The organism is Serratia sp. D1N4, assembly GCF_054552755.1.
Map to the genome: position 1 here is coordinate 4,687,609 of NZ_CM137274.1, position 26,830 is coordinate 4,714,438.

Annotated in this window: 23 protein-coding genes and 1 other RNA gene; 12 read left to right on the plus strand and 12 right to left on the minus strand. The window is 54.5% G+C overall.

Annotated elements, in window-relative coordinates; all coding sequences use genetic code 11:
- Nucleotides 1-134 precede the first annotated feature (134 nt).
- From ACX1CU_RS20975 to ACX1CU_RS20995, 5 genes are all read left to right on the plus strand, one after another.
- On the plus strand, nucleotides 135-440 hold the full coding sequence (locus tag ACX1CU_RS20975) for a DUF883 family protein (protein WP_459400150.1): 306 nt from the start codon (nucleotides 135-137) through the stop codon (nucleotides 438-440).
- A gap of 2 nt (nucleotides 441-442) precedes the next feature.
- Entirely contained in the window at nucleotides 443-862 is a 420-nt protein-coding gene (locus ACX1CU_RS20980; protein WP_459402875.1) for a phage holin family protein, read from the plus strand.
- Nucleotides 840-1,127 (plus strand): YqjK-like family protein, encoded by a 288-nt coding sequence (locus ACX1CU_RS20985; protein WP_459400151.1) that lies wholly within the window; start codon nucleotides 840-842, stop codon nucleotides 1,125-1,127. The genes ACX1CU_RS20980 and ACX1CU_RS20985 overlap by 23 nt, the downstream gene beginning before the upstream one ends.
- A 266-nt stretch (nucleotides 1,128-1,393) precedes the next feature.
- Complete coding sequence (locus ACX1CU_RS20990) at nucleotides 1,394-1,789, plus strand: DoxX family protein (RefSeq protein WP_459402876.1); 396 nt, start codon at nucleotides 1,394-1,396, stop codon at nucleotides 1,787-1,789.
- Nucleotides 1,790-1,863: 74 nt separating this feature from the next.
- The gene (locus ACX1CU_RS20995) at nucleotides 1,864-2,850 is read left to right on the plus strand and encodes a glutathione S-transferase family protein (protein WP_459400152.1); all 987 of its coding nucleotides are present in this window, start codon (nucleotides 1,864-1,866) and stop codon (nucleotides 2,848-2,850) included.
- Nucleotides 2,851-2,877: 27 nt separating this feature from the next.
- Here ACX1CU_RS20995 and ACX1CU_RS21000 read toward each other — a convergent pair whose 3' ends face one another.
- Complete coding sequence (locus ACX1CU_RS21000; protein ID WP_459400153.1) at nucleotides 2,878-3,783, minus strand: LysR family transcriptional regulator; 906 nt, start codon at nucleotides 3,781-3,783, stop codon at nucleotides 2,878-2,880.
- Between the two features lie 109 nt (nucleotides 3,784-3,892).
- Here ACX1CU_RS21000 and ACX1CU_RS21005 point away from each other — a divergent pair, with 109 nt between their 5' ends.
- The gene (locus ACX1CU_RS21005) at nucleotides 3,893-4,594 is read left to right on the plus strand and encodes a pirin family protein (protein WP_459400154.1); all 702 of its coding nucleotides are present in this window, start codon (nucleotides 3,893-3,895) and stop codon (nucleotides 4,592-4,594) included.
- Nucleotides 4,595-4,646: 52 nt separating this feature from the next.
- Here ACX1CU_RS21005 and rnpB read toward each other — a convergent pair.
- Nucleotides 4,647-5,025, minus strand: an RNA gene (gene rnpB / locus ACX1CU_RS21010) — RNase P RNA component class A.
- Between the two features lie 41 nt (nucleotides 5,026-5,066).
- A complete protein-coding gene (rsmI, locus tag ACX1CU_RS21015) occupies nucleotides 5,067-5,930 on the minus strand; it encodes a 16S rRNA (cytidine(1402)-2'-O)-methyltransferase (protein ID WP_459400155.1) in 864 nt (287 codons plus the stop codon).
- Nucleotides 5,931-5,992: 62 nt separating this feature from the next.
- On the opposite strand from rsmI, the gene ACX1CU_RS21020 reads away from it, so the two are divergent.
- The 4 genes from ACX1CU_RS21020 to dolP are packed head-to-tail and all read left to right on the plus strand — an operon-like array spanning nucleotide 5,993 to nucleotide 9,573.
- Nucleotides 5,993-7,996: a penicillin-binding protein activator gene (locus ACX1CU_RS21020; RefSeq protein WP_459400156.1), complete on the plus strand. Its 2,004-nt coding sequence runs from the start codon at nucleotides 5,993-5,995 to the stop codon at nucleotides 7,994-7,996.
- Nucleotides 7,993-8,346 (plus strand): YraN family protein, encoded by a 354-nt coding sequence (locus tag ACX1CU_RS21025; RefSeq protein WP_459402877.1) that lies wholly within the window; start codon nucleotides 7,993-7,995, stop codon nucleotides 8,344-8,346. The genes ACX1CU_RS21020 and ACX1CU_RS21025 overlap by 4 nt, the downstream gene beginning before the upstream one ends.
- Nucleotides 8,347-8,396: 50 nt before the next feature.
- Nucleotides 8,397-8,987, plus strand: a complete 591-nt coding sequence (gene diaA, locus ACX1CU_RS21030; RefSeq protein ID WP_459400157.1) for a DnaA initiator-associating protein DiaA — start codon at nucleotides 8,397-8,399, stop codon at nucleotides 8,985-8,987.
- A 10-nt stretch (nucleotides 8,988-8,997) separates the two neighbouring features.
- Entirely contained in the window at nucleotides 8,998-9,573 is a 576-nt protein-coding gene (gene dolP / locus ACX1CU_RS21035) for a division/outer membrane stress-associated lipid-binding lipoprotein (protein ID WP_459400158.1), read from the plus strand.
- Between the two features lie 103 nt (nucleotides 9,574-9,676).
- Here the strand turns inward: dolP and mtgA are convergent, their stop codons facing one another.
- The 4 genes from mtgA to ACX1CU_RS21055 all read right to left on the minus strand — a co-directional run bounded on the left by mtgA (nucleotide 9,677) and on the right by ACX1CU_RS21055 (nucleotide 14,673).
- Nucleotides 9,677-10,408, minus strand: a complete 732-nt coding sequence (gene mtgA, locus ACX1CU_RS21040) for a monofunctional biosynthetic peptidoglycan transglycosylase (protein ID WP_459400159.1) — start codon at nucleotides 10,406-10,408, stop codon at nucleotides 9,677-9,679.
- Nucleotides 10,405-11,058 (minus strand): isoprenoid biosynthesis glyoxalase ElbB, encoded by a 654-nt coding sequence (gene elbB / locus ACX1CU_RS21045; protein WP_459400160.1) that lies wholly within the window; start codon nucleotides 11,056-11,058, stop codon nucleotides 10,405-10,407. The genes mtgA and elbB overlap by 4 nt, the downstream gene beginning before the upstream one ends.
- A 237-nt stretch (nucleotides 11,059-11,295) precedes the next feature.
- Nucleotides 11,296-13,632 carry an aerobic respiration two-component sensor histidine kinase ArcB gene (arcB, locus tag ACX1CU_RS21050; protein WP_459400161.1) on the minus strand — a complete coding sequence of 779 codons (2,337 nt, stop codon included), beginning with the start codon at nucleotides 13,630-13,632 and terminating at the stop codon, nucleotides 11,296-11,298.
- Nucleotides 13,633-13,746: 114 nt separating this feature from the next.
- Nucleotides 13,747-14,673 (minus strand): TIGR01212 family radical SAM protein, encoded by a 927-nt coding sequence (locus tag ACX1CU_RS21055; RefSeq protein ID WP_459400162.1) that lies wholly within the window; start codon nucleotides 14,671-14,673, stop codon nucleotides 13,747-13,749.
- Nucleotides 14,674-15,369: 696 nt separating this feature from the next.
- Between ACX1CU_RS21055 and gltB the strand changes: the two genes are divergently transcribed.
- Both gltB and ACX1CU_RS21065 read left to right on the plus strand, forming a co-directional pair.
- Nucleotides 15,370-19,830 (plus strand): glutamate synthase large subunit, encoded by a 4,461-nt coding sequence (gltB, locus tag ACX1CU_RS21060; RefSeq protein WP_459400163.1) that lies wholly within the window; start codon nucleotides 15,370-15,372, stop codon nucleotides 19,828-19,830.
- A gap of 11 nt (nucleotides 19,831-19,841) precedes the next feature.
- Entirely contained in the window at nucleotides 19,842-21,260 is a 1,419-nt protein-coding gene (locus tag ACX1CU_RS21065; RefSeq protein WP_459400164.1) for a glutamate synthase small subunit, read from the plus strand.
- Between the two features lie 198 nt (nucleotides 21,261-21,458).
- Here ACX1CU_RS21065 and ACX1CU_RS21070 read toward each other — a convergent pair whose 3' ends face one another.
- From ACX1CU_RS21070 to ACX1CU_RS21090, 5 genes are all read right to left on the minus strand, one after another.
- Nucleotides 21,459-22,523: a hypothetical protein gene (locus ACX1CU_RS21070; RefSeq protein WP_459400165.1), complete on the minus strand. Its 1,065-nt coding sequence runs from the start codon at nucleotides 22,521-22,523 to the stop codon at nucleotides 21,459-21,461.
- Between the two features lie 108 nt (nucleotides 22,524-22,631).
- A complete protein-coding gene (locus ACX1CU_RS21075; protein ID WP_459400166.1) occupies nucleotides 22,632-23,153 on the minus strand; it encodes a fimbrial protein in 522 nt (173 codons plus the stop codon).
- Nucleotides 23,154-23,179: 26 nt separating this feature from the next.
- A complete protein-coding gene (locus tag ACX1CU_RS21080) occupies nucleotides 23,180-23,854 on the minus strand; it encodes a fimbrial biogenesis chaperone (protein WP_459400167.1) in 675 nt (224 codons plus the stop codon).
- On the minus strand, nucleotides 23,823-24,503 hold the full coding sequence (locus tag ACX1CU_RS21085) for a pilus assembly protein (RefSeq protein ID WP_459400168.1): 681 nt from the start codon (nucleotides 24,501-24,503) through the stop codon (nucleotides 23,823-23,825). The genes ACX1CU_RS21080 and ACX1CU_RS21085 overlap by 32 nt, the downstream gene beginning before the upstream one ends.
- Nucleotides 24,504-24,574: 71 nt before the next feature.
- Nucleotides 24,575-26,827 carry a TcfC E-set like domain-containing protein gene (locus tag ACX1CU_RS21090; protein ID WP_459400169.1) on the minus strand — a complete coding sequence of 751 codons (2,253 nt, stop codon included), beginning with the start codon at nucleotides 26,825-26,827 and terminating at the stop codon, nucleotides 24,575-24,577.
- Nucleotides 26,828-26,830: the final 3 nt, after the last annotated feature.

Genomic DNA, 26,830 nt, shown 5'->3' on the forward strand with positions numbered 1-26,830 from the left:
GATGAGAGCCACGCCTGGCGGGATTTTTGCAGTCTATCGCGTAGTTGGTCAGTGAGATCAACCAGACATAAGCCTTTGCTCCGACGAATAAATCCGCTATGTTGAAAGCCTGTCGACGTTAAGGAGTTATCGAAATGGCACAAGATTCAAATGCAGAAAACTTACGCGCTGAACTGAAGTCTCTGGCCGATACGTTGGAAGAAGTTCTGAACTCTTCCACCGATAAATCTAAAGCCGAGCTGGAAAAACTGCGCGCTAAAGCCGAAGGCACACTGAAAGATACTCGTGCACGCCTGAGCGATGCTGGCGACAAACTGGCCCATCAAACCAAGCAGATGGCCTGCCAGGCCGACGATTATGTGCGTGAAAACCCGTGGACCGGTATCGGTATCGGCGCGGCGGTCGGCATAGTGTTAGGCGTTCTACTCGCGCGCCGCTGATGATGAGCGAAAAACCGCAAACTCGCGCCCAGGGCCCTGCTAAAGGGGTCCTGGATATCGGCCAACGTATCCTCACCATTCTGGTGAACATGGTGGAAACGCGGGTGCGCTTGGCCGTTATCGAATTGGAAGAGGAGAAAGCCAACCTCGTTCAACTACTGCTCATGGCCGGGATCACTCTTCTATTCACCGCTTTTGGCCTGATGAGCCTGCTGTTACTGATTTTCTGGGCGATCGACCCCGCTTATCGTCTGATTGCGCTGGGCACCACCACCGCTGTGTTGCTGTCGCTAGCCCTCGTGGGCATCATCTGGACGCTGTCTAAAGCTCGTCGTTCCACGCTGCTGAACGCCACACGCAAGCAACTGGAGCTGGATCGTTCCACGCTGGAGGGGAGCAATGAATCACCGCCAGTACCGTGAATGGAAAAAACAGCAGTTGATTCAGCAGATCCAGCAACAACGCCTGGATCTGGCGGCAAACAAGACGCTATGGCTGGAAAAGACCGAATGCCTCGATCAAGGCTGGCAAACGCTATTCAGCCTGCGTAAATATGTAGCTATTGCTTCCAGCGTTGTTGCCCTGTATGGCATCCGCCACCCCGGAAAATTTATCCGTTGGTCACGCCGCGCCATTGGCGTTTTTGGCACTATTCGTTTGATCCGCAAAGTTTTTCCTTCCAAGTAACACCTTCACCGTTCGTTCAATTATCCCGTGGTAAAACCCTACATCCTGCGCAACCTCTTCTTTTTTATCACCAACGTTCTGATTCATATCACTTTATAAGCAGGCTAAATATTCAATTTTTTTGAAAAAATATGACAGATTTACTTGCTAACAACCGCAATCATTCTCGTCTACTATTAATTTCATCAACAGGTCATGGGCAGCACAACGCCGCCTAGCCGAACAGATGCCAAGATTGGCGAACAAAATTACTTTTGGAGTTAATGATGAAAAAATTAGAAGATACAGGTTTGCTGGTTGCACGTATTTTGATGCCAATCCTGTTTATCGTAGCGGGTTACGGCAAGATGGGTGATGCCTATGCAGGCACCCAACAATACATGCAGTCAATGGGTGTACCTGGTTTTCTACTGCCATTAACTATTCTGTTGGAACTTGGCGGCGGTCTGGCGATTCTGTTCGGCTTCCTGACCCGTACCGTGGCGCTGTTCACCGCCGGTTTCACCATTCTGACCGCACTGTTGTTCCACACTAACTTTGCAGAAGGTGTAAACCAACTGATGTTTATGAAAAACCTGACCATTGCCGGTGGTTACATCGTTCTGGCCATCGCCGGCCCTGGTGGTTTCAGCATCGATCGTCTTCTGAACAAGAAATGGTAAGTTGAATATCTCAGCCAAAGGCCCGGAATTCCGGGCCTTTGGTCTTTTCTCACTCAGATATTAAGGGGATCACCATGGGGCAACTCGTTGATGGCGTTTGGCAAGACACCTGGTATGACACCACCGCTACCGGAGGCCGTTTCAAACGTTCAACCGCTCAGTTCCGCAACTGGGTGACGTTGGACGGCCAGGCTGGCGCACATGGCAACGGCGGATTCAAGGCAGAAGCCGATCGTTACCAGCTGTATGTATCCCTCGCCTGCCCTTGGGCGCACCGTACTCTGCTGATGCGCAAGCTCAAGGGCCTGGAGCAGATCATTCCGGTTTCCGTTGTGCATCCGCTGATGCTGGAAAACGGTTGGACCTTCGGGGAAGATTTCCCTGCCACCACCGGCGATGCGCTGTATCACGCCGATTTTCTCTATCAGATTTACCTGCGCGCCGATCCACACTACAGCGGCCGCGTGACCGTACCCGTGCTGTGGGATAAACAGCAACAGACTATCGTCAGCAATGAATCTGCCGATATCATCCGCATGTTCAACAGCGCGTTTGATGCCATAGGTGCGCGCGCAGGCGACTATTACCCTGCGGAGTTACGCGCACAGATTGATGAACTGAATGGCTGGATTTATGACAGCGTGAATAACGGAGTGTATAAAGCTGGTTTTGCCACCCGCCAGGAAGCGTATGACGAAGCCGTGCACGGGGTGTTTGCCGCATTGGAACGGCTGGAGCGGATTCTGGAACAGCACCGCTATCTGACCGGCGATCGCCTGACCGAAGCCGATTTGCGCCTGTGGACCACGCTGGTGCGCTTTGATCCGGTATATGTCACCCATTTCAAATGCGATCAGCGCCGCATCAGCGATTACCCTAATCTGTACGGGTTCCTGCGCGATATCTACCAGATACCGGGCATGGCGGATACGGTCAACATGGAGCATATCCGCCATCATTATTACCGCAGCCACGCCACCCTTAATCCGCATGGCATTATTTCGATCGGGCCAACGCAGGATCTTAATGCGCCGCACGGGCGCGATCGGCACTTTGATTGAGGTGCAAACCCCGTCTAGCTGGCGGGGTTACTGATTTTCCTGCCGGGCAAACAGGCGTGGGATCTCGCGCAGGAACCAGGATTTCGCTTCCCCCATGCTGTCACGCCGCCAGGCCATGATGATATCGACTTCCTGGCTATACTCCGGCCCAACCACGCGCAAGCGCCCGGCCTCAATGTCTTTTTCCACCATGCTGTACGGCAGGGTGGCTACGCCCAATCCGGCCAGCAGAGCGCGGCGTTTATCTTCAATAGTGCTGACCGTCAGACGCTGCTGCTTATCCAACAGTTGCACGGTCAGTACCGGCCGCTCACGCGCGGTATCGGCCACCGCAATGCCGCGATACTTCACCCTGGTGGTTTCCGACAACGGTTCCGGCTCCTGGTGGATCGGATGATCCGGCGCAGCCACATAAACGCTCATTACTTTGTACAATTTACGGGTATTGATTTCCGACGAGGCACGAAAGTGCATATCCGGTGCGATCACGATATCGGCACGCCCCTGCTCCAAACGCTCCCAGGCACCGGCCAGCACTTCGGTAAAAAGCGAAACCTGGGTATTCGCCTTCAGCGCCAGTTTGTCGATCAACGGGAACAGTTTAGCCGCTGGTGATAGCGCCTCACTGACGATAGTCAGATGGGTTTCCCAACCGCGCGCCAACGCTTCAGCGTCGGTGGTCAGTTTGTCGGCGGCCTCAAGCAAAACGCGCCCGCGCTCAAGCAACATCCGCCCAACGTTGGTAAATTTGGTGCGATGCCCTGAACGATCGAACAACACCACGTCCAGTTCTTCCTCCAGCTTTTGCATGGTATAGCTGAGTGCTGAGGGCACTCGCCCCAGTTCATCGGCAGCAGCAGCAAAGCTGCCACGGCGGTCAATCGCATCCATTACCCTCAGCGCTTCCAGCGTTAATGCACGATCTCTGGCCATCGAGTCTCTCTTTCAGGAAATTTGAATATGCCGACCAGATTAACTGGCTAACAATCTGGCGTCCAGATGCTTACCATTCGAGTAATGAATATTTAAAGAGCCAATTGCCATGATCACATGCAGAACAGCACAACAATGCGGGCAAGCTGACTTTGGTTGGCTACAGGCTCGCTATACCTTTTCCTTTGGGCATTACTTTGATCCAAAACTGATGGGCTACGCCTCGCTGCGGGTCTTGAACCAGGAAGTGCTGGCGCCGGGTGCCTCATTCCAGCCACGTACTTACCCTAACGTCGATATTCTGAACCTGATCCTGCAAGGGGAGGCCGAATACCGCGACAGCGATGGCAATGCCGTGCGCGCGGCGGCCGGAGAAGCACTGTTGCTGGCCACTCAGGCCGGGCTAAGCTATAGCGAACAGAACATCAGCAGCACCACACCGCTCACCCGGATGCAACTGTGGCTGGATGCCTGCCCGGAACGCAGCAACGATCGCGTACAGCGCCTGAATCTGCCATCACAGCCGCACCAGTTGCTGGCTTCGCCCGATGGCGCGCAAGGCAGCCTGCAACTGCGGCAACAGGTGTGGATCCATCATCTGGATTTACAGGCCGGTGAGCAGCAAACGCTGGCGCTGAACGGGCCGCGCGCTTACCTGCAATCGATCCACGGCACGCTTTCAGCCAACGGTGAGCATCACGACAGCCAAACGCTGACCTGCGGAGACGGCGCGTTTATCCGCGAGGAGAATCGCCTCACCGTTCGGGCAGAGACACCGCTGCGCGCGCTGCTGATTGATTTACCGATTTAGGCAGAAAAGAAAAACCCCGCGCAGCTCAGGCTACGCGGGGTTTTCTATTTATAGAGGGAGTTGACCGGTAAGCCGGGTTCTGTCGTGGACAGTCATTCCTCTAGGCCAGCAATCGCTCACTGGCTCAAGCAGCCTACCCGGGTTCAGTACGGGCCGTACCATGCGAACCCCTATTTGGCCTTGCTCCGGGTGGAGTTTACCGTGCCACGGACTGTTGCCAGCCGCGCGGTGCGCTCTTACCGCACCCTTTCACCCTTACCTGATCCCGCTTGCGCGGGCCATCGGCGGTTTGCTCTCTGTTGCACTAGTCGTAGGCTTGCGCCTCCCAGGCGTTACCTGGCACCCTGCCCTATGGAGCCCGGACTTTCCTCCCCTCCATCTGTCTCCCCCGAAGAGGACGGCAATGAAGCGGCGACTGTCTGGTCAACTCCGGCGCGGATAGTAGCGTCGTGGCCGCAGCAGGTCAACAGCTTTACTCTGCCTGCTGTTCCAGCGCATGTTTATACAACGCATTTTTCTTCACGCCGTGGATCTCTGCCGCCAGGGCCGCCGCCTTTTTCAGCGGCAGTTCTTTTTGCAGTAATGCCAGCGTGCGCAGCGCTTCCAATGGCAGATCGTCCTCTTGTACCTTGTGGCCTTCGACAATCAGCACCATCTCCCCCCGGCGGCGGACTTCATCTTCCAGCACCCAGGCCAGCAGCTCCCCCACCGGCGCGCCGTGGATCGACTCCCAGGTTTTGGTCAACTCACGAGCCAGCACTACGTAGCGTTCAGGCCCCCACACCGTAACCATGTCCTGCAGGCTGTCCAGTAAACGGTGGGTTGATTCATAGAAAATCAGCGTACGTGGTTCCTCTGCCAGCGCCAGCAGAGTATCCTTACGGCCTTTGGTTTTCGCAGGCAGGAATCCTTCGTAGCAGAAACGATCGGACGCCAACCCGGCAGCGCACAGCGCCGTGGTGGCGGCACAGGCTCCTGGCAGCGGCACGACGCGGATCCCCGCTTCACGGCAACGGCGCACCAGGTGATAACCGGGGTCGTTGATCAATGGCGTGCCAGCGTCGGAAACCAATGCTATGCTCTGGCCTTCCTGCAGTTTCGCCAGCAATTGGTCCGCCTTCTGCTGTTCGTTATGGTCGTGCAGCGCAAACAACCGCGCGCTAATTGCAAAGTGTTGCAACAGCAACCCGGTATGACGCGTATCTTCCGCCGCAATCAGATCGACGCTTTTCAGTACTTCGAGTGCCCGATAAGTGATATCCCCCAGGTTACCGATGGGAGTGGGCACCACGTACAGCGTTGAGGCAGAAATGACTGATTGTTGCTGTTGATTCATTGTTTCATCCGGATTGCCGATTTAATATTGAGCATCTTGAAAAAAACATCACTGGATACAGTATGCTTTCCTCATCATTCATTCGTACCAAAGCAGGGCGTTTACTCCCTGTTGTACTGGCCGCCCTGCTGTTAGCAGGCTGCCCGAGTCAGGCGCCGCAAACTCCGCAGATAAATATACAAAATGAAGCGAGCGCCAACTCTGATTACTATCTGCAACAACTGCAGCAAAGCGGCGATGATAACAAGGCTGACTGGCAATTACTTGCTATTCGCGCATTAATCCGCGAAGGCCAATTACCACAGGCCGCTGCGCAGTTGGATACGTTGCCGCAAGATATGAACAGCCAACAACAGGTGGAACGCCAACTGTTGCTTGCAGAACTGCAAGTTGGCAACAAAAATTATGACGCCGCGCGTAATTTGCTGAGCAACATCGACAGCAACTCGCTCTCGCCTAATCAGTTGGTGCGCCTGTATCAGGCCCAGATTGCCGCCTATCAGGGCCAACCGTCTCTGCCACTGCTCCGTGCCTATATCGCTCAGGAACCGCTGCTGCCAGTCAATGCACGGCAAGACAACCTGGATCAGACCTGGCAGGCGCTGCTCGGCCTCAAACCAGCAGAGATGAATAGCCTGGTCATCAACGCCAACGAAAACGTGCTGCAAGGCTGGCTGGATCTGCTGCGGGTTTATCAGGAAAACAAGCAGGACCCAGAACTGCTGAAAGCCGGAATTAAAGATTGGCAAAACCGCTATCCACAAAACCCGGCGGCCAAAAGCCTGCCAACCCAATTAAGCCAGGTGCAGAATTTCAGCCAGGCTTCCACCTCGGGTATCGCGCTGCTGTTGCCGCTGAATGGTCAGGCCAAGGTGTTTGCCGACGCTATCCAGCAAGGCTTTGCCGCCGCCCAAAGTGGCATCACGCTGGCCGCACCGGTCCAGCCAACGCAGCCAGGCAATGATCCGGCTCAAAATGCCGCAGCGCTGACCAATGCCGACGGTGCAGTGAGCCCTTCCGCACTTCCTGCGGATATTGCCACGGCACAGCCGGTAGCCCCTGTCGCCACAGCCACTACCATCGCGCAGCCTGCCAATGCTCAGGTGAAGGTATACGATACCTCCAGCCAGCCATTACCTGCTCTACTGGCCCAGGCCCAGCAGGATGGGGCAACGCTGGTGGTTGGCCCGTTACTGAAGGCCGATGTTGATCAGCTTGCCAGCACGCCTACTGCGCTGAACGTACTGGCACTCAACCAGCCGGAACAGCCGCAAGACAGCCCGAACATCTGCTACTTCGCGCTTTCTCCAGAAGACGAGGCCCGTGATGCAGCGCGGCATATCTGGGCACAGCAGAAACGTCTGCCGTTGCTGTTGATCCCGCGCGGCGCGTTCGGCGATCGCATTGCCAAAGCCTTTGCCGAAGAGTGGCAGAAACAGGGTGGGCAAACCGTCTTGCAGCAGAGTATTGGTTCTACCACCGAACTGCGCCAGATGGTTAACAGCGGCGGTATCCGCATGAGCGGTACGCCGGTCTCGGCACCCGCGCAAGCACCGCAGTCGGTGACTATCGCTGGCCTGACCATTCCAGCTCAGCCAAGCGAGATCCCTGCTGCCTCTACCGGCGGCGGCGTTGACGCGGTGTACATCGTGGCCACCCAGGATCAGCTGACGCTGATCAAACCGATGATCGACATGACCACCAATTCCCGCAGCAAACCCGCCATGTTCGCCAGCTCACGCAGCTATCAGGCCGGTGCTGGCCCGGATTTCCGTCTGGAAATGGAAGGTTTGCAATTCAGTGACATTCCTTTGCTGGCGGGCGTCAACCCAGCATTGCAGCAGCAGGCCAGTGCCAAGTTCGGCAACGACTATTCTCTGGTACGTCTTTACGCCATGGGCATGGATGCCTGGACATTGACCAACCACTTTGCTGAAATGCGCCAGCTGCCAGGCTTCCAGGTCTCTGGAGCCAGCGGTGTGCTGAGTTCGTCACCTCACTGTGTGATCACCAGGAAACTGACTTGGTTGCAATACCACCAGGGCATGGTCGTTCCGGTCTCCTGAGCCGACGCGCCACAGGGGCGGGCTACGAAATACAGGCCCGCCGCTATCTGGAACGCGCTGGGCTGACCTTCACCGCCGCCAACGTGGCGGTGCGCGGTGGTGAGCTTGATCTTATCATGCGCGATGGTCAAACCTGGGTGTTCGTTGAAGTACGCTATCGGCGCAGCGCCGCATTTGGTGATGCCGCCGCCAGCGTCACTTACCGCAAGCAGCAGCGGTTGTTGCATGCCGCTGCCGTCTGGCTGGCGGGGCGCGGAGCCAGTTTTGACACATCATCTTGCCGTTTTGATGTTTTTGCCATCACCGGTAACCAGTTAGAATGGATACCGAATGCCTTCAATGCGGATTAATTATGGTTTACCGGTGTAACCGGCCTTTGACTTAGTGGATTAAAAACAACGTGCTGGATCGAATCAAAGTCTGTTTTACCGAAAGTATCCAAACCCAGATTGCAGCGGCGGAAGCCCTGCCTGACGCCATCTCCCGTGCCGCGATGACTCTGGTTCAATCGTTATTGAACGGCAACAAGATCCTGTGCTGTGGCAATGGGACTTCAGCCGCCAATGCTCAGCATTTTGCTGCCAGTATGATCAATCGTTTTGAAACCGAGCGCCCCAGCCTGCCTGCCATCGCGCTGAATGCCGATAACGTGGTGCTGACCGCGATCGGCAACGATCGTCTGCACGATGAAGTGTATGCCAAGCAGGTGCGCGCGTTGGGCCATGCCGGAGATGTGTTGCTGGCGATCTCCACTCACGGTAATAGCCGTGATATTGTGAAAGCGGTTGAAGCCGCAGTAACGCGAGATATGACCATTGTTGCACTCACGGGCCACGACGGCGGGGAATTGGCAGGTTTACTTGGCCAACAGGATGTTGAGATCCGTATTCCTTCCCACCGCAGTGCGCGCATTCAGGAAATGCATATGTTTACCGTAAATTGCCTATGTGACCTGATTGATAATACGTTGTTCCCCCACCAGGACGATTAAAGGAACTGAGATGAAGCTGAAAACAACATTGGCAGTGCTGTTCAGCGCTCTGCTGTTACAAGGCTGTGTCGGCGCTGTCGTGGTCGGCAGTGCGGCCGTTGCCACCAAAACTGCCACAGACCCGCGTTCCGTAGGAACTCAGGTCGATGATGGAACCTTGGAAGCTCGGGTTGAAAATGCCCTGAGCAAAGATCAGCAACTGAAGAAAGAAGCCCGGGTGGTCGCAACCGCCTATCAGGGCAAAGTCCTGCTGACCGGTCAGGCACCCAATAGCGAGCTTGCCAGCCGTGCAAAACAGATCGCGCTTGGCGTAGACGGTGCGGTAGAAGTGTATAACGAAATCCGCCAGGGTACGCCGGTTAGCTTGGGAACCGCGTCTTCAGATACCTGGATCACCACTAAAGTGCGTTCGCAGCTCCTGACCAGCGATACGGTCAAATCCTCGAACGTCAAGGTGACGACCGAGAATGGCGAAGTGTTCTTACTGGGCCTGGTAACACAAAAAGAAGGGCAGTCAGCAGCACAGATCGCCAGCCAGATCAGTGGCGTAAAACACGTCACCACGGCATTTACCTACGTTAAGTAAACTCGCGCACCGGGGTAAGGGCGGCGTTATCTGATGCCCTTACCCCAGCCCTCTCCCACGCTCGTCAACAAGTGATCAGCGTAGGAAGAGAACACATAGCCAATCACTTCAGCTCATTCTCTTTAAGAAACTCCGCCCCGCCCAACTGCCGCATCTGACGCATAATCCACTGCTGGCGCCCAATCACGTACCCTGAAGGGGCGTTGACCTTAAAGCGATGAGGGTTGGGTAAAACCGCCGCTAACAATGCGGCCTCAGATGCCGTTAAGCGTTTGGCCGGTTTATTGAAAAAATGCTGAGCCGCGGCTTCTACACCAAATATACCGTCACCGAATTCGACAATATTCAGATACACCGTCAAAATTCGGCGTTTGGTCCATACCAGTTCAATCCCCGCCGTCAGCCCGACTTCAAGCCCTTTACGCACCCAACTGCGCCCATCCCACAGAAACAGGTTCTTTGCCGTCTGCTGAGACAGCGTGGAAGCGCCACGAATGCGTGTCGGGCGGCGTTCATTGTGGCTGATCGCTTTCTCGATGGCCGCCACATCAAAACCCCAATGGTCGGGGAATTTCTGATCTTCGGCAGCCATCACCGCCAGCACCATGTTCGGTGAAATCTCATCCATCGACACCCAATCTGAATGGGCAACATAGCTGAAATCACCGCTCAGCCAGGCGCTGATTTGCCGCTCTACCATCACCGCAGAAAAGGGCACCGGCAGGAAAGCAAACAGGATAATCCCCGCCAACCACAGGCCCAGCAACGCCAACAAAGCACGCTTAAACCAATACCACAGCCGGTGAATCACCGACTTAGACGCAAATCTGCTCATTCGGTTAAATCCAGCACCCGTGAAACCAACTTATCAATTCCGCGCGCCGCTTCACCGATCGATTGGGCCAACATGTAGGCCGGCGTTGTGACCACTTTGTTCTCTATATCGACCACAATATCATCCACAGGGCAAATCACTGGCTCTCCCCCCATAGCGTCAATCACCTCACCGAGATCGGGATCGTTACCAATCGTCAACCGGATTTGTTGGCCCAAGATCTTGGGTAACAGGGCCGGAGCAATACACATAAAACCAATTGGTTTATGTGCCTTATGCATTTTTTGCGTAATCTCAGCAAAATCTGTATTAACGGAACATTCACTGCCTTCCTCGGCAAAACTGCTGAGATTCTTAGCCGCACCAAATCCACCGGGTACGATCAGGGCATCCAACTGGCTGGCATCCGCCTGGGAAAGGGGCTGAATTTTCCCTCGCGCAATGCGCGCAGATTCCACTAACACGTTACGCTTTTCAGCCAAAAAATCGCCAGATAAGTGATTAATAACATGGAGTTGTTCCTCATCAGGGGCAAAGCACACCGCCCGTGCACCGGCACGATCCAATGCCAGTAATGTGAGGACGGCTTCATGGATCTCCGCACCGTCATAAACGCCACAACCACTCAGTACCACACCTACCTGTTTCATCGATATTCTCCCAATCAGGACGACCAATGGATGAGCACCTAAAACCAACAAACACTAACTACATCACACATTTTAATGAATCTTCTAACAAGAGCGCTTACATTTGCTATGTTGTTCGCTGTATGATGTACACGAATTTTCTGCAACCTGCTCTATCTGAACATTGAAAACCAATACGCAGGTTCACAATTTCCCTGGTGTTGGCGCAATATTCGCGCACCCCGGCCTAGGTCGGGGTCATTTTTTTTCAGCGTTCTCTACCCATGCCCGCAACATTGCCACATCGTTACGCCACTCCTGTTTGAGCTCATCCACCCAATCCTGCACGTTATCCCACCATGCTGGTAAAGTCGGTGTCTGAATCTGCTGTGCCAGCTGTTGCAGATGTTTCAGCCCCACGGAACCCGCCGCACCCTTAATTTTGTGGCCTTCTTCCGTGATCCCTTTCTGATCCCGTGCGGTCATGTTGGAATCCAGCAGCGCCAGATAGCCAGGCATCACCTGTTCGAACATGTCCAGGCTCTGATAAATCAGCTGCGGCCCCACCAGGTCCATGTACTGCTCCAGCATGACGGTATCCAGTAACGACTCGTTAATCTGCATTGCCTTTTGCTCCATTTTTTTTGTGGTATGCGAGGGTTGTAGATCCCAGTAATGTTTGATCATCTGGGTCAAGGCTGGCACTGACAACGGTTTACTCAACACATCGTCCATACCCGCATCAAGATACTCTTTCTTGTCTTTCAGTACGTTGGCCGTCAGCGCAATCAACGGCGGCAGCGCCTGGCCGCTGTAGCGGCTGCGCAGTTCACGGGCAATATCCAGCCCGGTCATATCCGGCAACTGGATATCCAGCAACACCAGATCGAATTCATCCGGGTCAAACATCGCCAGCGCGTCATGGCCATTCATCGCCACTTCCACGCTGTTACCCAGCTTCTCCAGCACCGAACGGGCAACGATCACGTTCAGCTCAATATCTTCCACCAGCAGAATATGCAGTGCTGGCAGTGGCAGTTCTTCTTGCTCGGCTTCGCTCACGACGTCTTCCACCGCCGGGGCCAGGATAGTCAACGTGAAGCAAGAACCATGCCCCTGCACGCTTTGCACGCTAATATCACCGCCCATGCTCTGCGCCAGCCGCTTGGAAACCGCCAGGCCGATCCCCGTGCCGGTGGCAGGCCGCCCGCCGTGCTGATCTTTCACCTGATAATACATAGCGAAGATTTTATCCTGTTCATCCTGCGGAATACCCATGCCGGAATCTTCCACTTCGAACGTCATCCGCTGGTGATCTTCATGCCGCACGCGCACCACGATCCGGCCCTGTGGGGTGAACTTCACCGCATTGCCGATCAGATTCCACAGGATCTGACGCAGGCGCGTACCGTCGGTAATGATTTTCTGCGGCAACGGCAACTGCGGCTCCATCACAAACTGCAGCCCTTTTGGCTGCGCCAGCAGGCCAGCGAGGTTTTCCAGGTCTGCCAGGAAACCGGTAAAATCTACCGGCTGATTATCCAACTGCACTTTGCGCCGTTCGAGTTTGTCCATCTCGATAATGTCGTTGAAAATATTGCCGAGGGTGATGGCGCTGACGTGGATGGTTTTCAGGTAATTGAGTTGCTCATCATTCAGCTCGGTATCGAGCAGGATGCGGCTCAGGCCGACAATGCCATTAAGCGGCGTACGCAGCTCGTGGCTGATCGTTGAGATAAAGGTGGTCTTGTCCCTGCTGGCATTCTCCAGCGCGTCCTGGTAGCGCTTACGCTCGGTTATATCGCGCCCAAAGCCCATCAGCCCGTGACGTTTGCCCACGCGATCGTAAAACGGTACCTTGCGCAGCTCAAAACAGGCTTTGCGCCCGTCCGGGTACACCAGCCACTGCTCGTAGGTGAGAGAAACGTTGTGGCGGAACACTTTTTCATCGGTTTCGATGACCTTCTCGGCGACATCCTGGCTGTAAACATCAAACGGCGTAAGGCCAATCAGCTGCTTTTCGCTCTTGCCGGTCAGCAGTTCCATAGCCCGGTTGCAGCCGGAGAACTCTTTGTCTTCGTTGCGGTAATAGACCAAATCCGGTGAGGCATCGAGGAAAGAGCGCAACAGCACCGATTGCTGGCCGAGTTCGACCTGCGCGCGCTCGCGCTGCTCCATTTCTTCGGTCAGCTTGTCCATCACCTGCTGGCGGCCTTCTTCCGCCTTGATGCGCTCGGCAATTTCCTGATTAAGCTGGGTGATGTTCTCTTTCATCTGCTGATTCAAAGCGAGATCGCGATAGCGCATCTCCTCAAGCTTATCCACCAGCCGTGCCAGGCGCTGGCGCGACTCCTCCAACTGTTCAACCACCACCGAAAGAAAGTAGACCGCCCACGGCGTAATCAGCAGGCCAAAGAAGATGGAGCGCACCACATCGATACTTTCCACCTGACCGCGCAGCAGCATGGTGACCGCCATCTGCACCACCATCGCCAGCACCACCAGCGCAGAAGCCAGCAACAGCGAAAAGCGCACCAGGCCAAGCTTTACCATTAAATCAACGTAGTACTGGGCTAACACCCGGATTTGCTTCATGAGCCATTCCCATCAGACATAATCGTTTAAATCATACCGTAAAACCTCGGTGAGATAAGAAACCTTGATGGGAAGTGTGGGAATGATTACAAACCCAAACTAACAGAATGGTTTTTAAAGAGAGTAGTGATGCGAAACATCAAGAGCACTGCCTTGGCCGCCGCGACATTGCAGATAACCGCCGACCGCCTGCATGCCATTCCAGCGGTTTTCGCACCATAATGGTGCCAGCAGCGTTGGCCGACGTGCGCTGGCAGAAATGCGGTGATAGACGATCTCTTTTGGCGTATGGCGGATCATTTCACCGGCGCTGGCGGCGTAATCGTCCAACGCCAGCGCCGGTAAACGGCCCGCCTGCCAGGCTCGCGCCATAATGCTGCCGGTGACGATATGCAGCGGGTGCAGCTTGATGCCGTCCACACCGCTCTCAACTACCGCCTGAAGCGTTGCCAGATGTTCTGCCTGGGTTTCCCCCGGCAGGCCAACGATTAAGTGGCTACAGACCTTCAGGCCGCGCTCACGCGCCCGCCGCGCGGTCTGCTGGTAACAGGAGAAATTATGGCCACGGTTGATGCGCTTCAGCGTTTTATCGTGTGCCGTTTGCAGCCCGAGCTCCAGCCACACTTCAAACCCTTGTTCACGATAACCCGCCAGTAAATCAAGCGCCGCATCAGGTACACAGTCTGGGCGGGTGCCCACGCAGATGCCGACCATTTCTGCCTGCAACAATGCCTGCCGATACATGTTGGCCAGCAATTCCACTTCGGCATAAGTACTGGTATAGGCCTGGAAGTAGGCCAGATAGCGTTTTGCCCGGTTGACCTTGCGTGCCTGCACGGCCAACTGTTCAGCGATGCTCTGTTGCTGCATCTGTTCATCGGCGAACGACGCCACATTGCAAAAAGTGCAGCCACCAAAGCCGAGCGTACCGTCACGATTCGGGCAGCTAAACCCGCCATGCAGCGTGAGTTTGTGGATCTTTTCGCCATAGCGGTGCTGAAGATCGCTGCCAAACATATTGACTAATTGCGGCAACTGCATAATTCTGGTGCTTCTCTGTGTTCAAAGCCCGTGATGTTAATCAAAGGTGGCTTTTCCCGCGATGACAGAGATCAACGCTTTTCTCCAAAGGCCGCTTTAGACATAACTATTCACTATTAATGCAAATAAAATCACTTCCATCACGATGAATTTTTCTAATTTGCGCACCGTTATTAACCTCTTTATGACAAAGCCATGAAAAATAGTCATAACCAACAATAAATCGACATTTATTGGAATAAAATTCTAGCATTCCCATCCGCACTAGCATGGTGCAGAGATTCAGCCCCTGCACTATAGTGAGACAGCTCACATTTTCCTGGCCTTTCCCTTACCGCCACACCACGAGCAAAATGCCTAAAAAAGCTTATTTTTCATAAAAATAAGCACGATTTATCCATCAGGAAACTCTATTAAGCCCATATTTGACCTGCGTATTCTTTCTCGTATAAGTTGGAAGTCCGCTGGAAGCTTTCTGGACGGGCAAACGTCTCGTCATATTTATGCAGTATTTTAAGACTCCCTCTTAAAACAAGTCATTTACCACTTGTGAAAACCGTCACGAGAGGCCATTGATGGAGGGCGGAAAAGCAGTTCGGCGCTATTCACCTCGCCGTTCGGACTTCCGCCTGAAGCCAGGAAGCCCCCTCGTGGGTGGTTGTGAGAGTCACGCAGAGCCTGGGGAGGTTCACTGATATGTTGTACGACAAATCCCAAGAGAGGGACAACTGTGGTTTCGGCCTGATCGCCCACATAGAAGGCGAACCTAGCCACAAGGTAGTGCGAACGGCTATTCACGCACTGGCCCGCATGCAGCACCGTGGCGCAATCCTTGCTGATGGCAAGACTGGCGACGGTTGTGGCCTGTTATTGCAAAAGCCCGATCGCTTTTTCCGCATGGTGGCGGAAGAGCGCGGCTGGCGTTTAGCCAAGAACTACGCGGTTGGCATGATGTTCCTCAGCACCAACGAAGAGGAAGCCCGCGCCAGCCGCCGCATTGTGGAAGAAGAACTGCAAAACGAAACGCTGTCGATTGTCGGCTGGCGTGAAGTTCCCACTAACCCGGATGTGCTGGGTGAAATCGCCCTCTCTTCCCTGCCGCGTATTGAACAGATTTTCGTGAACGCCCCTGCGGGCTGGCGTCCGCGTGATATGGAGCGCCGCCTGTTTATAGCGCGCCGCCGTATCGAGAAGCGTGTTCAGGACGACAGCTTCTATGTGTGCAGTTTCTCCAACCTGGTGACGATCTACAAAGGCCTGTGTATGCCTGCGGATCTGCCACGTTTTTATCTCGATCTGGCCGATCTGCGCTTGGAATCCGCCATCTGCCTGTTCCACCAGCGTTTCTCCACCAATACCGTGCCGCGCTGGCCATTGGCGCAACCGTTTCGCTATCTGGCGCACAACGGCGAGATCAACACCATCACCGGTAACCGTCAGTGGGCACGCGCCCGTACTTATAAATTCCAGACGCCGCTGATCCCGGACCTGCATTCCGCCGCGCCTTTCGTTAACGAAACCGGCTCCGACTCCAGTTCGCTGGACAACATGCTGGAGCTGTTGCTGGCGGGCGGGATGGACTTGATCCGCGCCATGCGCCTGCTGGTGCCACCGGCCTGGCAGAACAACCCGGATATGGACACCGATCTGCGTGCGTTCTTCGACTTCAACTCGATGCACATGGAACCGTGGGACGGCCCGGCGGGCATCGTGATGTCCGATGGCCGCTACGCCGCCTGTAGCCTGGATCGTAACGGGCTGCGTCCAGCGCGCTACGTGATCACCAAAGACAAGCTGATCACCTGTGCCTCGGAAGTCGGCATCTGGGATTATCAGCCCGATGAAGTGGTGGAAAAAGGCCGCGTTGGGCCGGGTGAACTGATGGTGATCGATACCCGCAGCGGTAAGATCCTGCACTCCGCCGAAACCGATAACGATCTGAAAAGCCGCCATCCGTATAAAGAGTGGATGGAGAAAAACGTTAAGCGCCTGGTGCCGTTTGAAGATCTGCCGGACGATCAGGTGGGTAAACGCGAACTGGATGACGCCACGCTCGAAACTTACCAGAAACAGTTCGGCTATAGCAGCGAAGAGCTGGATCAGGTGATCCGCGTGCTGGGTGAGATTGGCCAGGAAGCGACCGGCTCAATGGGTGACGACACCCCGTTTGCCGTGCTTTCCAGCCGCCCACGTATCATTTATGACTACTTCCGCCAGCAGTTTGCGCAGGTGACCAACCCGCCGATCGACCCGCTGCGTGAAGCGCACGTGATGTCGCTGGCCACCAGCATCGGCCGCGAGATGAACGTATTCTGTGAAGCCGAAGGCCAGGCACACCGCCTGAGCTTTAAATCGCCGATCCTGCTGTACTCAGATTTCAAACAGCTCACCACGCTGGAAGGGGAATATTATCGCGCCGATACGCTCGATCTGACCTTCGATCCCGCCGAGCAGGATCTGGAGCAGACAGTCCGTATCCTGTGCGATGAAGCCGAACGTAAAGTCCGTGACGGCGCGGTACTGCTGGTGTTGTCTGACCGCGCCATCAGCAGCCAGCGCCTGCCGGTACCGGCCCCGATGGCCGTGGGTGCGATCCAGACCCGTCTGGTAGAAAAAAACCTGCGCTGCGATGCCAACATCATCGTTGAAACCGCAAGCGCACGCGATCCGCACCACTTTGCCGTGCTGTTGGGCTTTGGTGCTACCGCTATCTATCCGTATCTGGCCTACGAAACCCTGGCCAAGCTGGTAGACAGCCAGGCGATCGACAAGCAATACCGTGAAGTGATGCTGAACTACCGCAACGGCATCAATAAAGGGCTGTACAAGATCATGTCCAAAATGGGCATCTCTACTATCGCCTCTTACCGTTGCTCGAAACTGTTTGAAGCCGTCGGCCTGCACCGTGAGCTTTCCGATCTGTGTTTCCAGGGCGTGGTCAGCCGCATTGGCGGTGCCAACTTCAGCGACTTCCAGCAGGATCTGCAGAATCTGAGCAAGCGCGCCTGGTTGAAACGCAAACCGCTGGAACAGGGCGGCCTGCTGAAGTTCGTTCACGGCGGCGAATATCATGCCTACAACCCGGACGTGGTGAACACGCTGCAAAAAGCGGTACACAGCGGCGAATACAGCGATTATCAGGCTTATGCCAAGCTGGTAAACGAGCGCCCAATCGCCACGCTGCGCGATCTGCTGGCGATCAAACCACAAGGCACGCCGATCCCGGTCGATCAGGTTGAACCCGCCGAGTCACTGTTCACACGCTTCGATACCGCAGCCATGTCCATCGGGGCGCTGAGCCCGGAAGCGCATGAATCGCTGGCGATTGCCATGAACAGCCTTGGCGGTTTCTCCAACTCCGGCGAAGGCGGTGAAGACCCAGCGCGTTACGGCACCAACAAAGTTTCCCGTATCAAGCAGGTGGCTTCCGGCCGCTTTGGCGTGACCCCGGCTTATCTGGTTAACGCCGACGTGATCCAGATTAAAGTCGCCCAGGGTGCCAAGCCGGGTGAAGGTGGCCAGTTACCAGGGGATAAAGTCACACCGTATATCGCCAAACTGCGTTATTCGGTGCCGGGCGTGACCCTGATTTCGCCACCGCCGCACCACGATATCTATTCAATCGAAGATTTGGCACAGCTGATTTTCGACCTGAAACAGGTGAACCCGAAGGCGATGATTTCGGTGAAACTGGTTTCCGAGCCGGGCGTAGGCACCATCGCGACCGGCGTGGCGAAAGCCTATGCCGATCTGATCACCATTGCCGGTTACGATGGCGGCACCGGTGCCAGCCCGCTGTCTTCGGTGAAATATGCCGGTTGCCCGTGGGAACTGGGCCTGGTGGAAACCCAGCAGGCGCTGGTGGCCAACGGTCTGCGCCACAAAATCCGCCTACAGGTGGATGGCGGCCTGAAAACCGGCGTCGACATTGTTAAAGCGGCGATCCTCGGTGCAGAAAGCTTTGGCTTCGGTACGGGCCCGATGGTAGCGCTGGGTTGTAAATACCTGCGTATCTGCCATCTCAACAACTGTGCCACCGGCGTTGCAACGCAAGACGAAAAACTGCGCCGCGATCACTATCACGGTTTGCCGGAGCGCGTGGTTAACTACTTCCACTTTATCGCCCGGGAAACCCGCGAAATCATGGCAGAGCTGGGCGTCAGCCAACTGGTCGATCTGATTGGCCGTACCGAGTTCCTGACTTCACTTCCTGGGATCTCTGCCAAGCAGAACAAACTGGATCTGTCGCCGTTGCTGAAAACCGCCACGCCACACGTGGGCAAAGCTCTGCACTGCACCGAAAGCAGCAACCCGCCGTTCGATCAGGGCTTGCTGAACAAAGAGCTGATGGCGCAGGCAAAACCGCATGTGGAAGCCAAGCAGAGCAAGACCTTCTACTTCGATATCCGCAATACCGATCGCTCCGTCGGGGCGACCTTATCGGGTGCGATTGCGACTCTGCACGGAGATCAGGGCATGGCTGCCGATCCGATCAAGGCGCACTTCTCCGGTACCGCAGGCCAGAGCTTCGGCGTATGGAATGCTGGCGGGGTTGAGCTGACCTTGACCGGTGACGCCAACGATTATGTGGGTAAAGGGATGGCCGGTGGCCGCATCGCCGTGCGCCCTCCGGTGGGCTCTGCCTTCCGCAGCCATGAAGCCAGCATCGTGGGTAACACCTGCCTGTATGGCGCAACCGGTGGCAAGCTGTTCGCCGCTGGCCGCGCTGGTGAGCGTTTCGCGGTGCGTAACTCCGGTGCCATTACCGTGGTTGAAGGGATTGGTGATAACGGTTGTGAATACATGACCGGCGGTATCGTCTGCGTGTTGGGCAAAACCGGCATCAATTTTGGTGCAGGCATGACCGGTGGTTTCGCCTATGTGCTGGATGAAGACGGCGAGTTCCGTAAACGCGTGAACCCTGAACTGGTGGAAGTGTTAGACGTCGACCAACTGGCGATCCACGAAGAGCACCTGCGTGGTTTGATTACCGAGCACGTGCAGGCCACCGGTTCATCACGCGCCGAAGAGATCCTGGCCAACTGGCCGGAATGGGCACCGAAGTTTGCTCTGGTTAAGCCGAAGTCCAGTGATGTTAAAGCATTGTTGGGTCACCGTAGTCGAAGCGCCGCCGAGCTGCGGGTTCAGGCACAGTAAGAGGTCATGAAATGAGTCAGAATGTTTATCAATTTATCGACCTGCAGCGTGTTGATCCGCCAAAGAAACCGCTGAAGATCCGTAAAATTGAGTTTGTAGAGATTTACGAGCCGTTTTCGGAAACCCAGGCGAAAGCGCAGGCTGATCGCTGCCTGTCTTGCGGCAACCCGTATTGCGAATGGAAATGCCCGGTACACAACTACATTCCGAACTGGCTGAAGCTGGCGAACGAAGGCCGTATTATGGAAGCCGCCGATCTGGCGCACCAGACCAACAGCCTGCCGGAAGTCTGCGGACGCGTCTGCCCACAGGATCGCCTGTGTGAAGGTTCCTGTACCCTGAATGATGAATTCGGTGCGGTCACCATCGGCAATATCGAGCGCTATATCAGCGATAAAGCCATCGAAATGGGCTGGAAGCCGGATATGTCGCACGTGCAGCCCACCGGCAAACGCGTGGCGGTGATCGGTGCTGGCCCTGCGGGCTTGGCCTGTGCCGACGTGCTGACCCGTAACGGGGTCAAAGCGGTGGTTTACGATCGCCATCCTGAAATCGGCGGCCTACTAACCTTCGGTATTCCGGCCTTCAAGCTGGAGAAAGAGGTGATGCTCAAACGCCGCGAGATCTTCAGCGAGATGGGTATCGAGTTCCAGCTCAATACCGAAATCGGTAAAGACATCACCATGGATGCGCTGTTAAGCGAATACGATGCGGTATTCCTTGGCGTGGGCACTTACCAGTCGATGCGCGGCGGGTTGGAGAACGAAGAGGCTCCGGGCGTTTACGATGCTCTGCCATTCCTGATCGCCAATACCAAACAGCTGATGGGTTATGACGCTACGCAGCACGAGCCTTATGTCAGCATGGAAGGTAAACGCGTAGTGGTGCTTGGCGGTGGTGATACCGCGATGGACTGCGTGCGTACCTCCATCCGCCAAGGCGCAACGCAGGTAACCTGTGCCTATCGCCGTGATGAAGTCAACATGCCGGGCTCCAAACGCGAAGTGAAGAATGCGCGTGAAGAAGGGGTGGAGTTCAAATTCAACCTGCAACCGCTGAGCATTGAGCTGAATAGCGCGGGCCGCGTGGCTGGCGTGAAGATGGTGCGCACTCAGTTGGGTGCCCCGGATGCCAATGGACGCCAGGTAGCCGAACAGGTTGCAGGCTCCGAGCACGTGCTCGACGCCGATGCAGTGGTGATGGCGTTTGGTTTCCGCCCGCACAAAATGGACTGGTTGGCAGCGCACGACGTGCAGCTCGACAAACAGGGCCGGATTGTAGCACCAGAAAGTATCGATAATGCCTTCCAGACCAGTAATCCGAAGATCTTCGCCGGTGGCGATGCGGTGCGCGGTTCCGATCTGGTGGTGACCGCAATTGCCGAAGGGCGTAAAGCCGCAGAAGGCATTATGAGCTATCTCGAAGTGTGATCAATTGCGCTGCATTATCCCGAGGGGCCAGCATGCTGGCCCCGACTGAGGTGAACAGGGAGCAGATTTGAACGCTGCTTGGCCAAGCCCACGGATGGGCCAAATAACAAAGCCAACGCAGCTACAACTTTAAGTATGACGGGTATAACAACTCACCCGCAACAACCCCATTAACACGCCTCAATCAAAATTAGCAACCTATGCCTTTGGAGTGATAATGAAATTTATCGTATCCGAGTGCATACCCTCTTTTGTCACATCGGTTTTAAATAAATTCACTTTTGGCGTCCAGCACATTTCACTTCTCTTATCTACACTACTGGCAAGTTGCGATAATGAAATGTACTTGGCGGTACTTATTGGAAAATCAAAGTTTTTGCTTGTCGCACCATCATTGCTGATCAATTGAAGATTATAAGGTAATTGACTGCCTGCACTACCACTCATGGCAAATAGGTTGCGACCACTGTAATTACTGCTGCCGTTTGTGACGCTCAGCGCGTAAGTTTTATTTTTAATACCGGCGGTGACATAGGATAAACATAAGTTATTGCTACCAATATTTTTAATGGTGGCCTCAAATCCATTACCCGCTGTGGCAACATCGGGTAAATTGCCCACTTCAACTGGATTTAACTCCCAAACCGCAGACTTCAGGTTAAATTCCGGCTCTGGTGGAACCAACTCATCTATTGGTGGTATGACTACATCAGGAGGTATCGAGTTAGAATAGCAAACCCCCGATAAACCTGGCAGAATAAACATGGGTACAGATGAATTCCCAGCGCCATTAATAAGATTTTTATATCTCATAAATATAGCAGGGTAGGCATTTAACCCAGAGGTACTAAACTCGATAGAAAAATTACCGGAGTTCACTATCACTGTCGAGCCGCCAACCCAGTTGCTGGTATATTCGATAAGAGACGCGCCGACGAAGGCGTTCACTCCATTAGGAGTCACCACACTATTGCGGCTCCATCCGGGGTTGAGGACTCGATCGGCATACAGAAACTTGGGCAGACCGGTGATTGGGTTTAACTGCGGCATCCATACCGTAAAAGTATTATCTGTCGTGTTTGCAACCGAACTACTTTGGAATCTAACATTCAAAGTAAACGTCGCCTTCCATCGTTCAGGACCCACATTGACAACATCACAATTACTGAATCTGGTCTCGTATGTATCTGCCAGCACCGGAGTCGCCAGCACCAACAAACAGCCCGTTATCAATCGGGACAGTTTTGAGGTAGTTATTTTCATGCTTACTGTTCCATTATGGTTTCGTAGCGGACGTTAATATGGCGTAGCGATGGACATTATTCAAAACTCTCAGATAACGGCGTCCCGCACTTATTTCTATTAGGTAATTCATACTTTCACTTCGAACAGCAGCACCAGTTTCCCCTGATAATTACCGGAGATATTACCCAACACCCCCATGGGTTGCCGCCCAGATATCGATAACAAGTAGTCGCCGGTAGATATATCACCCGTCATTGGCGGGTTACTGAAATCAATCGGCGTGGTACTTAGTGGCTGTAGCGTTGTGCTACTGTTGCCAAATGACACATTCTCCGTGGTAAACGTCAGCGAAGTATCTGTTTCATGCATAAGTACTAACGGTTCAGTGAGTGACACCATAAAGTTACGTTCATTACGAATTTCAACCTCGACCGGAACCTGAGCACGATAAACTGCCACATCGCTACCACCACTGTTGCTCAGCGTCAAAATGTCATACCAACCGCCGCCTGGCTTCGCTACCGTGATTTTCGGCAAATTGGTCAACATGACGCTCACCGGCACTCCACCCAATGGAATATCTGCTGCGCTGGCCACGATCCCAGGCAGTAACAACATTGCGCCTGTGATTTGCTTCCACATCTTCATTGTGTGACTCCTGTTGTTGTTATCTGCTATCCATTACATTGCAACGTAAAATCTTTACCTTGCGCCTTGCCACTCAATGCTTTTCCCACAATCTGCCGTGGTGTTCCCGGGTAGACGTTAAAATCATCTACCGTCTTGCCACTCAACACCAAGTCGTTGAATTCAACCCGTACCGTGCCGGTGGCCTCCAATAGCAGGCCTGCTGCATTGCAGCGATGCTGCCAGGTCTGGGTCTTATTTGATGGCAACTGACGTATAAGCCCCATATAGCCCAGCCCAACCAACATGACATTGCTGTTAGTACCGGTAATATTGACCTGTCGCTGTGGCAGCACAGACAAACGGTATACCTTCTCTTTTTCAGGCTGTTTCAGCACCGTCAACTGGATCCGCTTTTGCTGGCGCGGCCCCAAAGAGAGCTTGAACGGCGCCGCATACAGATAGGGCTCTTTTACCAGCCCGAGCGGGATCAGTTGCTCTTGCTCTGGAGGTTCACCGGGGTTTTCGAGCTGATACAATTTTATTTCTACAAACTCCACCGTATCCCCCGTATTTATTACCGTTACTGGCAACGAATCCCCCTCTATTTCCAACACCTTGGGGCTGATATCTATCAGCCCCAGTGCCGTTCCCCAAGGGAACGCAAACAGTAGCAATCCGATGGTGGCTTTACGGACAACGCACATCAAAAGGCTGACCATCAGCGTTTCCTTTCAAAGTTTTCACCGCAAACACCAGCGGCATTCCGGGGAACACTTTCTGTTCTGCAGAGATAGCGCCCGGTGGTGTGCTCTGTAACTGGCTGAACTGCGCATGCACATTGCCGGTGGCGGTTATTTGCAGCTTGCCTGCTGTGCATTGGTGGCTCCAGCCACGGGTCTGCGCCCCAGAAGGAGGTAGATGATGGACCAGCACGCCGTAAGCCACTCCAAAGGTGAGCGGTGCACTAATTTTGTCCTTACGCTCATCCCCAACCACTTTGATGCTGGAAACTGGCACGATATACAGACGGTAAAGCGTTTCTTTAGCCGGGGCTTTCAGCGCCACCAAGCTGATATCGCGCTTCTGTCCAGGGCCTAAGGTCAATTTTGCTGGGTTGGCCATCATTTCAGGCACGGTAATATCGCCGATCGCCGTTTTGCGCTCTGGAGCTTCACCTGGGTTTTCAACTCGTTGCAGGTCAATCTTCAAATACAGCGGCTTATCGCCCAGATTGCTGACCTGTACGGTGCGGCTCAGTACACCTTCGACGGTGCTGCGAGCAGGCATCACCATTAACTGGCCGTCGGCCTGGGCTACACCACTCAGGGCCAGAAGGCCCAACGTTATGGCAATACGTAATGTACTCATTATTGATTTCATGGCCCTTCTCACCTGTATTCACTATATCCAGTAGGTTAAATCGCTTGCCGTTCCCAGTATCAGCCAGCAACGCAGAAATATCGTTTGTCTTTGGGCTGGCTCAGGTCACAGCGATAACGCCCTTGTTTACCGGTAACAGTGATCTCCTTGAGCAGCATGGAAGAAGCCACTGAGAACAGGCCATTCGGGTAAACCGTATCACCGGTTTCCAGCAAGACACCGCTAACCGGCGCTCCCTTGCTATCAACCAAGAAACCGTTGTACAACAGGTTCATGTCCACTTCTGCCCTTACCGGATACACCTGCCCCGGATGGGCACGTACGACGTTGGCTGGCAGACGAATATTCATGTCAACATTGGCATCCACCGTCTGAGCTCTGGCGAAAGTCACGTCCTGATAGCTGGCCAATGGCACCGCGTAGGTGCTCCCCCCACCCACCGGGTTACCTTCAACCTTGAAGCCATATTTGGCATCCCCCAGTTTGGGGGTGGTGACCAACATGGCTGCGCCACTCGGGCTGGTTCGGCCGAGGGCAATCCCATCGCGGCTGGCGGCAAGCATGCCGTTATAGTTGAAGCTACCGCTGGTAATATGATCGTCCACACCGGCACGCAGAGATGCATCCCCTCGTGTACCGCTGCGGCGGGCGTTGAGGCCAACCGCATTGGTGCGGCCGACTTCACTGAAATCCACACCGGCATAGGTGGTACCGGTGCTGTCTTCGAATTCACGGGTATAGCTGCCGCCAGTGTGGAGCTTACCGTCGCTATAGGCAGCGTTCAGCGTGCCGGCACTACGGTCAAGCATGAGTGTTGTGTTCAGATACAACCCGTAATTGTTATTACTGTCGTTGAATCCGCCTTTTTGCACCCCGGCTGAAATCACTGCCCAGACACCATTGCCTCGCCAGTCCCATGAGCTTTGCAGTTGATGGCGTTCGCTGCGGTCATAACGACTGTAGTTGTAACCCAGACGAGTAGGGCCAAACTGGCGGCTGTAACCAAACGCTATGCTGTTGTTAGCCGGGTAGAAGTCAGATACCGCTGTATTTTGATACTTCGATGCCGTCAGATAACCCAGTAACTGGCTACCTGCACTCAGACTGGCATAGCCGCCAACACGTTTTTCGCCCGCCATCACACCGACGGTAGGGGTAATGTCCACATTAGCCACTTGTGTCGGTCGGGTAATGTTATGTTCCATTGCCCAGGCCTTACCTGCCCCCTTCAGCAAGGCACTGCTGGCGGCAAACCAGTTGGTTTGGAAGCTGACCCCGGCGCTGAGGAGGTTTCTCTCGGTGTCGAGTTCTTTACCCAACGTGAGGTACCAGCCGCTGTTACCGCCGTAGTTAATGTTGGCAATCTGTTGAGTTTCGGTACTGACCACCTGACCACCGCGATTGACCAGCCGAACTTCGACACTGTAAAAACCACCGGGCAACTGGTTATAGTCGATCTCATTACGGCCAATAACCGCAGGCAGACGACGGATAAGACGGCCATCGCGGTAGAATTCATAGTCACCGTCGGCGGTAGCGAAAAGCACCATCTTGCCGGCCGACTGGTTATCGCGCCGGAGATTATCCTGGCTCCCCAAAGTGACAAACTGATCAAAACTCGGATTGAGCGAGGTGCTGACGCTACCCGCAGCACTGTCTCGGCTGTCCTGACGACCACTGCGCAGATAGGTAGTCGCAAAGTTTTTCTGCAGATACCAAGTACTTACCCCCTGGTCGGTAGTCCGGTTATCAAAATTCTTACTCTCGTTGTAGTACCAGTTGAGATAGCCATAGCTCTGCGCAGGCAGGCCAAGATAACCCTGACCGTAGGCAGACACAGCCTGGTACTCATTGGAGGCGACGCGGACATCCAGCGACTGATTGTGGATAAATCCCATCATGGTCTGGGGCTGTACGTAACGTTGCTTACCATCAGTGATAGTCAACGACTGCTTAACCTTGTCCAGCGATACAGTCTGACCATTGACGTTATAGTCACAGCCATTCGGACAGACGGCATAAGGGATGCTAGTCAGTACCTTGTTGAGCAGATCGATCTGCTCGGTTGAGATACCATTCTGACGATAGAGCACCTCGTCAAAAGAGAGACGATTCATTTTGGCCGACCAGCTAACGGGCCCCGGCAAAGGTTTACTGTCGAGGGTAGCCAGAAACTGCATGGAGGAATCCTGTTCAGTCTCGGAAAAACCTGCGGGTACCTGATATTCGATCTGGAGCCCATCAGCAAAGGTGGCTGCTGACGGTGTCAATAATAATAAACCTGTCGCCCATCCCGGGATAACTCTGCCCATCTT